The sequence below is a fragment of the Amycolatopsis tucumanensis genome (assembly GCF_021654135.1).
Lineage (GTDB): Bacteria > Actinomycetota > Actinomycetes > Mycobacteriales > Pseudonocardiaceae > Amycolatopsis_E > Amycolatopsis_E tucumanensis.
The window spans coordinates 36972-47389 of sequence record NZ_JAKGSD010000065.1 but is presented as its reverse complement, the minus strand read 5'-3'; the positions used below and the strand labels follow the sequence as shown (position 1 = coordinate 47389).

At 71.5% G+C, this 10418-nt stretch carries 10 protein-coding genes; 9 read left to right on the top strand and 1 reads right to left on the bottom strand.

Annotated elements, in window-relative coordinates:
• Nucleotides 1-3 precede the first annotated feature (3 nt).
• The 9 genes from L2C96_RS38585 to L2C96_RS38545 all read left to right on the top strand — a co-directional run bounded on the left by L2C96_RS38585 (nucleotide 4) and on the right by L2C96_RS38545 (nucleotide 9560).
• Entirely contained in the window at nucleotides 4-1233 is a 1230-nt protein-coding gene (locus L2C96_RS38585; RefSeq protein WP_308191223.1) for a glycosyltransferase family 39 protein, read from the top strand.
• Between the two features lie 91 nt (nucleotides 1234-1324).
• Nucleotides 1325-2107, top strand: coding sequence for a polysaccharide deacetylase family protein (locus tag L2C96_RS38580; protein ID WP_020422555.1), 783 nt, complete (start codon nucleotides 1325-1327; stop codon nucleotides 2105-2107).
• Nucleotides 2108-2192: 85 nt separating this feature from the next.
• On the top strand, nucleotides 2193-3137 hold the full coding sequence (locus L2C96_RS38575) for an ABC transporter substrate-binding protein (protein ID WP_039791973.1): 945 nt from the start codon (nucleotides 2193-2195) through the stop codon (nucleotides 3135-3137).
• Nucleotides 3124-4035: an amino acid ABC transporter permease gene (locus L2C96_RS38570; protein WP_020422557.1), complete on the top strand. Its 912-nt coding sequence runs from the start codon at nucleotides 3124-3126 to the stop codon at nucleotides 4033-4035. The genes L2C96_RS38575 and L2C96_RS38570 overlap by 14 nt, the downstream gene beginning before the upstream one ends.
• A gap of 1 nt (nucleotide 4036) precedes the next feature.
• Nucleotides 4037-4801: an amino acid ABC transporter ATP-binding protein gene (locus tag L2C96_RS38565; protein WP_020422558.1), complete on the top strand. Its 765-nt coding sequence runs from the start codon at nucleotides 4037-4039 to the stop codon at nucleotides 4799-4801.
• Nucleotides 4801-6516: an aminotransferase class V-fold PLP-dependent enzyme gene (locus L2C96_RS38560; RefSeq protein ID WP_237339633.1), complete on the top strand. Its 1716-nt coding sequence runs from the start codon at nucleotides 4801-4803 to the stop codon at nucleotides 6514-6516. The genes L2C96_RS38565 and L2C96_RS38560 overlap by 1 nt, the downstream gene beginning before the upstream one ends.
• Before the next feature lie 36 nt (nucleotides 6517-6552).
• Nucleotides 6553-7230 carry a GAF and ANTAR domain-containing protein gene (locus L2C96_RS38555; protein WP_237339632.1) on the top strand — a complete coding sequence of 226 codons (678 nt, stop codon included), beginning with the start codon at nucleotides 6553-6555 and terminating at the stop codon, nucleotides 7228-7230.
• A gap of 55 nt (nucleotides 7231-7285) precedes the next feature.
• Nucleotides 7286-7486 (top strand): DUF3072 domain-containing protein, encoded by a 201-nt coding sequence (locus L2C96_RS38550; RefSeq protein ID WP_020422561.1) that lies wholly within the window; start codon nucleotides 7286-7288, stop codon nucleotides 7484-7486.
• Nucleotides 7487-7730: 244 nt separating this feature from the next.
• The gene (locus L2C96_RS38545) at nucleotides 7731-9560 is read left to right on the top strand and encodes a LamG-like jellyroll fold domain-containing protein (protein ID WP_237339631.1); all 1830 of its coding nucleotides are present in this window, start codon (nucleotides 7731-7733) and stop codon (nucleotides 9558-9560) included.
• A gap of 34 nt (nucleotides 9561-9594) precedes the next feature.
• On the opposite strand, the gene L2C96_RS38540 is transcribed toward L2C96_RS38545, so the two are convergent.
• On the bottom strand, nucleotides 9595-10341 hold the full coding sequence (locus L2C96_RS38540; RefSeq protein WP_020422563.1) for an SDR family oxidoreductase: 747 nt from the start codon (nucleotides 10339-10341) through the stop codon (nucleotides 9595-9597).
• Nucleotides 10342-10418 lie beyond the last annotated feature (77 nt).

Below are 10418 nucleotides of genomic sequence, written 5' to 3'. Positions count from 1 at the left end.
CCGATCCCTGATCGCCTACGACCACTAACCAAGATCGGAATTACTCATCTAGGTGGCGGGCGCAGTGCCCAGACCCTCGCCGCGGGCGCGGCGGCGCTGTCCTCGTTCGTGCTCGTCGTGGGTCACATGCTCGGCACCGCGACCTTCGACCTGCTGGTGTGGGTGGCGATCGGGCTGCTGGCGCTACGACTGCTGCGCACCGACGACGGCCGGTGGTGGCTCGCGATCGGCGCGGTCGCCGGCGTGGGCCTGGCCAACAAGTGGCTGGTCCTGCTGCTCCTGTCCGCGCTCGGCCTCGCCGTGCTCGTCACCGGGCCGCGGCACGTCTTCCGCACCGCGTGGCTGCCCGCGGGCGTCCTCATCGCCACCGCGCTCGCCGCGCCCGTCGTGTGGTGGCAGGCCACCCACGGCTGGCCCCTGCTCACCGTCGCGGGCGGCATCAGCGAGGACGACGGCGCCGAGAACCGCATCCTGTTCGTCCCGCTCCAGCTGGTCTACCTGTCGCCGGTGCTGGTGCCGGTGTGGATCGCCGGCATGGTGCGGCTCTGGCGCGACCCGCGGCTCCGCTGGGCCCGCGCGCTCGTCGTGGCCTACTTCGTGGTGTGCGTGGAACTGCTCGTCCTCGGTGGCAAGCCGTACTACTCGATCCCGCTGCTGGTGCTGCTGATGGCCGCGGGCGCCGAACCCACCGTGCGCTGGCTCGCCCGCGGACGCCGCGCGGCCCGGCGGGCCCTCGCCGGCGCCCTCGTGGTGCTCGGGGCCGCGATGTCGCTCGTCGTGGCGCTGCCGGTGCTGCCGCCGGACGGGCTGAACCCGGTGCTGGCGATGAACAAGGAACAGGGCGAGCAGGTCGGCTGGCCGGAGTTCACCGCGACGGTCGCCGGGGTCTGGCGACAGCTCCCGGAGCCGCAGCGGGCCACGGCGGTGATCCTGACGCGCAACTACGGCCAGGCCGGCGCCATCGAGCGCTACGGCCCGGACCACGGGCTGCCGCGGCCCTACTCCGGCCACATGTCCTACGCCGACTGGGGCCCACCGCCGGACAGCCACACCGGGCCGGTCGTCCTGGTCGGCGCGACCACCATGGCGGGCGTCGACGACTGCCGCGTCGCCGCGGAACACGACAACGGGCTCGGCCTCGACAACGACGAACAGGGCACCGTCGTCACGGTCTGCGGCGTGCTGACCCGGCCGTGGTCGGAGCTGTGGCCGCAACTACGCCACTTCTACTGATCCGCCTTTTCGGACACGCCCGGAATTCCCCCGATCGAGGCACTTTTCACTCTATTGTGCGCGGGCGACGCCGCGATTCGTGGAGGTGCCCATGCGTTATCAGGTGCTGCGCCCGCCGTACTGCTACCGCTGGGCCGTCCTGATCTCCGTGGTGCTCGTGACGATCTCGCTGATCATTTCGCTGTCCTGGTCCGGCGCCGAAGGCACCCCCGCCGCACCCCGGCCCGAAACCGGGCAACCGGTCCGCGCCACCGCCACCCCACCACCCGCGCCCGGCGCCCCCGTCCGCACCACCGCCAGACCCGGCCGGTTCGTCGCGCTGACCTTCGACGACGGCCCCGATCCCGCCTACACACCGCAGATCCTCGACCTCCTCGCCCAGCACGGCGCGGTCGCCACCTTCTGCATGGTCGGCACCCAGGTGCGCCGCCACCCGGAACTGGTGGAACTGGTCGTGCGCCGCGGAATGCGCCTGTGCGATCACACCGTCAGCCACGACGAAGAACTCGCGAAACGCAACGAAGCGCGCATTTCCGCGGACATCACCGGAGCGCTCGCGGATCTGCGTCTCGCGGCCGACGGCGACGTTCCGGTTCCCTATTTCCGCGCACCCGGCGGCAACTGGTCGGAAACGATCACCGCGATCGCTTCCCGCGAAGGGATGACGTCATTGGGCTGGTCGGTCGATTCCCGGGATTGGACGCTCCCGGGGACGCCCGCGATCGTGGCGACGGTGCGGCAGGCCGTGCACCCCGGCGCGGTGATCCTGCTCCACGACGGCGGCGGACAGCGGCGGCAGACCGTCGCGGCCCTCGCCGAACTGCTTCCCTGGCTGGTCTCGCAGGGCTACCAGTTCGACTTCCCGGCCACCTGACCAACCGGATTTCAACTCACAGTTGACGTCTTCAACACGCAGTTGTAGCGTCCCTGCTCATCGTTCGATCGGGTGAGGAGATGCGATGTCTGCGAGGTCACGGGTGACGCGCTGGGGCGCGGTGGTCGTCGGCTGCCTGCTGCTCACGGCAGCCTGCGGTGGCGGTTCCGACGGCGCCGGGAGCGCCCCCGCCACCGGATCGGACGTGCCCGACACCGCGGTGATCCTGCAGGGCGTCACGAAGGACGCGCAGCTGGCGGCGGGCTTGCCGGCTCCGGTCACGCAGGCGGGCAAGCTCAACATCGGCTCGAACATGCAGTCCGCGCCGAACAACTTCTACTCCGCCGACGGCAAGACGCCGGTCGGGTTCGAGGTGGACATCGCCAAGGCCGTCGCGGCCAAGCTGGGCCTGACCGTCCAGCACACCGACATGCCGTTCGGCTCGCTGATCACCAGCCTGCAGTCCGGCAGGCTCGACCTGACCATGGCCGGAATGAACGACACGCAGGCCCGCCAGCAGCAGATCGACTTCGTGGACTACTTCACCTCCGGCATCACGATCATGGTCCGCAAGGGCAACCCGGACGGCATCACCGGCCCGGACTCGCTGTGCGGCAAGACCGTCGCGGTCGTGCAGGGCACCAGCCACCAGACCTTCGCCGCCGAGCAGAGCGCCAAGTGCGTCCAAGCAGGCAAGCCGGAGGTCACCACCACCGCCACCGACAGCGACTCGCAGAACCAGAACCAGCTGCGCACCGGCCGCGTCGCCGCCATCCTCAACGACCTGCCGACCGCCGCCTACGTCAGCAAGAACGCGGGCGGCGGCCAGTTCTTCGAAGTCGTGCCGGGCGAGCCGATCAACGGCGGGCCGTACGGCATCGGCGTCAACAAGGCCAACCCGCAGCTGCGCGACGCCGTCGCCGGCGCACTGACCGCGCTCGTCGACGACGGCACGTACGGCCGGATCCTCGACGCGTGGGGGGTCAAGCAGGGCGCGATCACGAAGGTGACCGTCAATGCCGGAAGCTGACCTGACCACCCGGGCGCCGCAGGCCGAACTGCCCATCGTGCGCCTGCGGCACTGGGGCCGCTGGATCTCGGCGGTGGTCATCGTCGCCCTGCTCGCCGGGCTCGGTGTGGTGCTGGCGCAGGCGCAGATCCAGTACGACACGGTGCCGGAGTTCCTGTGGTACCACGTGATGCTGGTGGGCCTCGTCAACACCGTCCTGCTCGCGGTGATCGCACAGGCGGTGGCGATCGTCATCGGCGTGGTGATCGCGTTGATGCGCCGGTCGGCCAACCCGGTCGCGCGCGTCGTCGCCGCGGTCTACATCTGGCTGTTCCGCGGGCTGCCGGTGCTGCTGCAGATCCTGATCTGGTTCAACCTGGCGCTGGTGTTCGAGTTCGTCTCGATCCCGCTGCCATTCGGCGGCGGCTACCTGGTGCACGAGCCGACGAACGTCATCGTCAGCGCGTTCGTCGCCGCGCTGCTCGGCCTCGCGCTCAACGAAAGCGCCTACATGGCCGAGATCGTGCGCGCCGGGCTGAACAGCGTCGACCGCGGGCAGACCGAGGCGGCGAAGTCGATCGGCATGACCCCGGCGATGACGCTGCGGCGGATCGTGCTGCCGCAGGCTATGCGGGTGATCATCCCGCCGACCGGCAATGACTTCATCAACATGCTCAAGGGCACCTCGATGGCGTCGGTGATCGGCGTGACCGAGCTGATCCACGCCGCCAACAACATCTCGTCCAACAACCTGCTGGTCATGGAGACGCTGCTGGCGGCCGCGATCTGGTACATGGTCGTGGTCACCGTCGCCAGCGTCGGCCAGCACTACCTGGAACGCGCGTTCGCGGGCGACCAGCGGGCCGCGCGGCCGTGGTCGCGCGTCGGCCGCGCCCTGACCACGCTGCGGAGGGCTTGACATGACCGAACCCCTGCTGCGCGCGGTCGGCGTGCGCAAGCACTTCGCGGGCACGGAGGTGCTGCGCGGGATCGACCTGTCCGTCCACAAGGGACAGGTGGTGTGCCTGCTCGGCCCGTCCGGCGCTGGCAAGAGCACGTTCCTGCGCTGCGTCAACCACCTGGAGACCATCGACGGTGGTCAGGTGTGGGTGGACGGCGAGCCCGTCGGGTTCCGGCTGCGCGGCGGGAAGCTGCACGAGCTGCGCGAGCGCGATGTCGCCCGGCAGCGGCGGGACATCGGCATGGTGTTCCAGCGGTTCAACCTGTTCGCGCACCGCACCGTGCTGCAGAACGTCACCGAGGGCCCGGTCCGCGTGCGTGGCGTGTCCCCCGCGGAGGCCCGCCGCACCGCGCTGGAGCTGCTGGACCGGGTCGGCCTCGCGCACCGCGCCGACGCCCACCCCGACCAGCTCTCCGGCGGCCAGCAGCAGCGGGTCGCGATCGCGCGGGCGCTGGCCATGAAACCGAAGCTGATGCTGTTCGACGAGCCGACCTCCGCGCTGGACCCGGAACTGGTCGGCGAGGTCCTGGAGGTGATGACCTCGCTCGCGGCCGAAGGGATGACAATGGTCGTCGTGACACACGAAATGGGGTTCGCGCGGGAGGTGGCCGACGAGGTCGTCTTCATGGCCGACGGCGCGGTCGTGGAGACCGGGCCGCCCGCGCAGGTCCTCGGCGCGCCGGAGCACGAGCGCACCCGTCAGTTCCTGGCGCGCATCCTCTGATGGCCAGGATCTCGCCAAGCTACCTGCTCCAGTTCGACGAGCCCGCCGGTTACCTGGACTTCGCCCGCTACGGCCCGCCCTCGCACGCGGTCGTGGACACCACCGCGCGCCTGCTGGACTCGTCGGCCAAGGCCGGGCCGTCCACAGTGGACGACCTGATGCGGCAGGAGATCCGCGCGAAGGCGGCCGTGGCGCGGTTGTGCGGCACCGACACCGACCACGTCGTCCTGCTGCCCAACACCAGCCAGGGCCTGTTCCAGGCCGCGTTCAACGCCCCGGCGGGCGAGGTTCTGGTGTCGGCCGCGGAGTTCCCGGCCAACACCTACCCATGGGCGCGCGCCGAGGAGGCCGGGCGGATCACGCTGCGGCGAATGCGCTGCCGTCACGTGACCCCGGAGGTGGTCGCGAAGGAGCTGGGCCCGGACACGTCGGTGGTGTCGGTCAGCGCCGTCGACTTCCGCACCGGCTACCGCGCGGACCTCGCCGCGCTGCGGGAAACCGTGGGCGACCGGCTGCTCGTGGTCGACGGCATCCAGGGCTTCGGGGTGGTCGAGGCACCGTGGGACGCGGCGGACGTGCTGGTCGTCGGCGGACAGAAGTGGCTGCGCGCGGGCTGGGGCACCGGGTTCGCGGTGCTGTCGGACCGGGCGCTGGAGCGGATGCGGCCGGTGCTGTCGGGCTGGACCGGCGCGCACGACGCCGGCCTGTTCGACGACGAGATCCACCCGCCCGCGGAGTTCGCGGCGTCGTGGTCGGTGAGCAACCTCAGCCCGGTGACGTCCGGCGCGTTCGCCGCGGCGCTGGAACTGGTCGAGGAGGCCGGGGTCGCGGCCATCGAGTCGCGCATCGGCGAGCGGGTGGGCGAGCTGGAGGAGATGCTGCGCTCGCTCGGCGCGGAGATCGTGTCTGCGACCGACCGGCGCGCCGGGATCCTCGCGTTCAGCCTGCCCGGGCACCCGGCGGAGCGGGTCGGGGCGGTGCTGGCCGCGGAGGGCATCGCGGCGACCGTGCGCACCGAGCACGTGCGGCTGTCCCCGCACGCGTCCACACCGGTGTCGGCCGTCGAAGCCGTCCGCACCGCGCTGGAGCACCTGTCCCGCCCGCTGCGTGCCAGCCGGGTGCCGTCCGCGACCGCCACCGATTCGGTGCTGTCCGCGCTGGTCCCGGCGGTGAGCGGGCTGGCCGCGATGCTCGGTCCCGGCAACGAGGTCGTGCTGCACGACCTGTCCAAGCTGCCCGACTCGATCGTCGCCATCGCGGGCGGGATCACCGGCCGCGAACCCGGCGGGCCGATGACGGACCTGCTGCTCGGGCTGGTCCGCCGCGGCACCACGCACGACCTGACCAACTACGAGACCCACGGCCCGGACGGCAGGCCGATCCGCTCGTCGACGATCTTCCTGCGCGATCCGGACGGCGTGGCGATCGGCTGCCTGTGCGTGAACAGCGAAGTGACGCAGGGGCCGGCGAGCGAGGTGCGGTCGGAGAGCTTTCCGCCGGACGTGGACAGCCTGCAGCGGTTCCTGGTCGACCGGGCGGTCGCCCAGGCCGGGATCCCGGTGGGGCTGATGAAGAAGAAGCACAAGGCCGCGGTGGTGCGGGAGCTGGACGAGGCCGGGTTCTTCCTGATCAAGGACGCGGTGGACTTCCTCGCCGGTGAGCTGGAGGTCACCCGCTACACCATCTACAACTACCTGAACGAAATCCGCGGTTGAGTGGACGGCCGGGCGACCGGCGGGGACGCTGGGGGGATGACCACGCAGGATCTCGCCGGCGTCTTCGCCGCGGTCGCCCGGCGGCTGGAGCCGGAACCGGACCTGGACCGCACCGTGTCCAGGCTGGTCGAAGCCGCGATCGCGACGGTTCCGGGCGCGGAGGACGCGGGCGTCTCGCTGCTCGAGCGGGACAAGGTGCGCTCGATCGGGCCGACCAGCGAGCGGGTGGCCAAGCTCGACCAGGTCCAGCACGAGTTGTGCCAGGGGCCGTGCACGGACGCCGCGTTCGAGGGCGACCTGTACCGCAGCGGCGACCTCAAACGCGACGACCGGTGGCCCGCGTTCACCGTGGCGGCCACCGAGCTGGGCGTGGTCTCGATGCTGGCGGTGCGGCTCTACACCGAGCGGACGGTGCTCGGGGCGCTGAACATGTACTCCGGGCAGCCGGAAGCGTTCGACGCCGCGTCGGAGACGGTGGCGGAGGTGTTCGCCGCGCACGCGGCCGTCGCCCTCTCCGGGGCGCGCAAGCAGGCCCAGCTCGTGACCGCGCTGGACACGCGGGACACCATCGGCATGGCGAAGGGCATCCTGATCGAACGCCACCACGTCGACGGTGAGCGGGCGTTCGGCATGCTCGTCGAGGCCTCCCAGCACGCGAACGTCAAGCTGCGGGACGTGGCGGCGTGGCTGATCCAGGAGGCGTCGGGGGCATAAGCCGGGCCCGCCCGGGGTAAGCCGGTTTCGAACACACCGGCGAACGGAGGCAGGGGTGACCGGACCGCAGAACCCGGAGAAGGACCCGCAGGAGTGGACCACGGGCGAGGAGCAGATGACCGGCCCGCAGCGCTCGTACCTGCAGACACTGGCCCGCGAGGCCGGTGAGGAGCTGCCGGAGGACCTGACCAAGGCCGAGGCGTCGCAGCTCATCGACCGGCTTCAGGAGAAGACCGGCCGCGGCACGGACAACTGAGCGGGAACAGTCGAGCGGGGCTCGGGGGCAGGTGCCGCGGAGGCTTCTCGGCAGGTGCCCGCGCATAGAGGCTCACTGGCGTGAGAGCGTGGGACTCGCGGGCAGGTGGCGCGAGCCTTCCGGGCAATTGCCCGCCCGGGCGCGGGAAGGTTCACCGCGCGGGTGGGGATCGTTCCACGAAGGGACATCGGGACGTCAGACGTGATCACCAGGCTGGGCGCGACTTTTCAGCCCAGGAGGCGGTATGTCCGACAGATCCCCATCCCCCGGTCTCGCTCGCCGGACCCTGCTGCAGGCCGCGGTGGGCACCCCCGTCGCGGCGGCGGCCGTGCTCGGCGCGCAGCCCGCTCAGGCCGCGGAGGCCGCGGGCGGCCCGGCCGACGCCGAGAGCCCGCGGTTCACCCTCGCGGTGGTGCCCGACACCCAGTACCTCTTCGACGAGGGCGGCTCGGACCCGGAGCCGGTCCGCGCGACCTTCCGCCACGTCATCGACCGGCGCCGGGAGGACGGCATCGTCTTCCTCGCGCACCTCGGCGACGTGACCGAGCACGGCACGACGACCGAGATGCGCCTCGCCGACGACGTCTTCCGCACGATCGACGGCCGCATGCCCTACGCCGTCCTCGGCGGCAACCACGACGTCTCCGGCGACGACCAGCGCGGCGACACGCCCTACCTGCGGACGTTCGGCCCGCGGCGCTTCACCCGCTCCGCCACCTACCGGGGTTCCTCGCCCGACGGGTACAACAGCTTCCACATCTTCCGCGCCGCCGGCCGGCAGTGGCTGCTGCTCGCGCTGGACTGGCGCGTCTCGGACGCGGGCATCGCCTGGACGAAGAGCGTTCTCGACGCGAACCGGGGCCTGCCGACGATCCTCACCACCCACGACCTCGTCTACCCCACCGACGGTGGCGGCGCGCACCTGTCCGACCACGGGCAGCGGCTGTGGGACCAGGTCATCCGCCGCTACGACCAGATCTTCCTGGCGATGGGCGGGCACTACTGGCCCACCGGCCGCACGACGCTGACCAACGACCACGGCAACCCCGTGGACCTGCACATCACCAACTACCAGGACCGCTACTACGGCGGCGCGGGCATGCTGCGCTACTACGCCTTCGACCTGGCCCGCGGCGTGATCGACGTCAGCACCTTCTCCCCCTGGCTGCAGGCGCGGCGCGACCCGACCGCACTCGAAGCCGAGACCCACGAGCTGACCGGCGACACCGACCGGTTCACCGTCGAGGTCGACTTCGACCGCCGGTTCCCGCCCGCGCCGTTGCCCGCCCGGCCCGCCGCGAAGGTCGTCATCCCCGGCACGGTCGCGTACTGGCGCTTCGACCGCGAAGGGCTCACCGGCGCGGACGGCAGCCCGGTCGCGGTCGGCGCCGTGGCGCGGGACCTGTCCGGCAACGGCAACGACCTCACCGTCACCCGCCTGCACGACGGGCCCGCCGACGTGCTCACCTTCTCCGGCGACCACCACCGCGCCGCGCCAGGGCACGGGAGCCTGCGCTTCGACGGCGGGCAGAACCCGGACCGCGGCGCGGTGCTGCGGACCAGCGCGAGCGCGCCGCTGGCCCGCGCGCGGTTCGAGAACGGCTACACCATCGAGACGTTCATCAAGCTGCCCAACCCGTTCGTCGGCGACCACGCGTTCATGGGCATCCTGAGCTGGGAGGGCCGCAGCGGCGACGCGGGCAAGACCAGCGGGTGGTCGCAGGACGAGCCGACCTGCAGCCTCAACCTGTCCGGAGAGCGCTTTCTGCAGTTCGTGGTGTACCCGGTCGACCGGGACGCCGACCCGACGTCGTGGAGCCACGCGCTGCCGGTGGGCCGGTGGACGCACGTCGCGGTGGTCAACGACGGGCGCCGCACGGTGACCTACGTCGACGGCTCCCGCATCGCGCGCAACGCCGCCGAGGACTCCAAGGGCATCACCACGCTGGGCAAGCCGTTCGCGATCGGCGGGACGCAGTTCGCCGAGAAGTACGGCCAGGGCTACTACGGCTGGCTGGGTGACACGCGCATCGTGTCGCGCGCGCTGCGGCCGGACCAGTTCCTGACGCGCTGAGGAACGGCCGGGATCCGCTCCGGGTCCCGGCCACTCAGGACAGCTTCGCGACCCAGCCCAGCGGCAGGTGCCGCATGGCGAAGCGCAGCGGGGCCCACGGCCAGGCCGGCGTGTACGCCTCGGCCCGTTCCCGCTCGATCGCCTTCACCATGGACGCCACGCCGGGCTTGGTGTCGACCAGCAGCGGCGTCTTGCGCACCCGCGCGTTCATCTCGGACCGGATGTAGCCGGGGAAGATCGTCGTGACCCGGATACCGGTGCCGAGCGTGTCGGCGCGGATGCCCTCGGCCAGCGCGGCCACCCCGGCCTTGCTCGCCGCGTAGGTGGTGAGGTTGCGTGGCAACCCGCGCATCGCGCTCATCGACGAGATCACCACCAGGTGCCCGGACCCCTGCTCGCGGAAGATCTCCATCGCGGCCTCGCACTGGGCGAGCGCGGCGACGAAGTTCACCTCCGCGGTCTGCCGGTTCGCGGCGAAGTACCCGGTGCCCAGCGGCTGCCCCTTGCCGAGCCCGGCGTTGACCACGATCCGGTCCAGCCCGCCCAGTTCGTCGCGCAGTTCGCGGAACACCCGGAACACCGCGTCGTGGTCGGTGACGTCCAGACCGCGAACCGCTACTGTGACACCGGGATGCGCCGACGTCACTTCCCCGCGCAGGGCTTCGAGCCGCTCGACCCGCCGGGCGCACAGGGCGAGATCCCGGCCGAGCGCCCCGAACTGCCGCGCCATCTCCTCGCCGAGGCCGGCGCTGGCGCCGGTGATCAGAATCCGCTTTCGCACGGGGGAAAACCTATCCGCCGCCGGACTTCGTCGCAGCGTGACAAATATCGTGCCGCGCGGACCGAATGACGTTCGGC

Excerpts from the sequence above, each read along its gene's own strand:
- L2C96_RS38580 (WP_020422555.1), top strand. The coding sequence starts at position 1,325 with ATGCGTTATCAGGTGCTGCGCCCGCCGTACTGCTACCGCTGGGCCGTC.
- L2C96_RS38575 (WP_039791973.1), top strand. The coding sequence starts at position 2,193 with ATGTCTGCGAGGTCACGGGTGACGCGCTGGGGCGCGGTGGTCGTCGGC.
- L2C96_RS38570 (WP_020422557.1), top strand. The coding sequence starts at position 3,124 with ATGCCGGAAGCTGACCTGACCACCCGGGCGCCGCAGGCCGAACTGCCC.
- L2C96_RS38565 (WP_020422558.1), top strand. The coding sequence starts at position 4,037 with ATGACCGAACCCCTGCTGCGCGCGGTCGGCGTGCGCAAGCACTTCGCG.
- L2C96_RS38560 (WP_237339633.1), top strand. The coding sequence starts at position 4,801 with ATGGCCAGGATCTCGCCAAGCTACCTGCTCCAGTTCGACGAGCCCGCC.
- L2C96_RS38555 (WP_237339632.1), top strand. The coding sequence starts at position 6,553 with ATGACCACGCAGGATCTCGCCGGCGTCTTCGCCGCGGTCGCCCGGCGG.
- L2C96_RS38545 (WP_237339631.1), top strand. The coding sequence starts at position 7,731 with ATGTCCGACAGATCCCCATCCCCCGGTCTCGCTCGCCGGACCCTGCTG.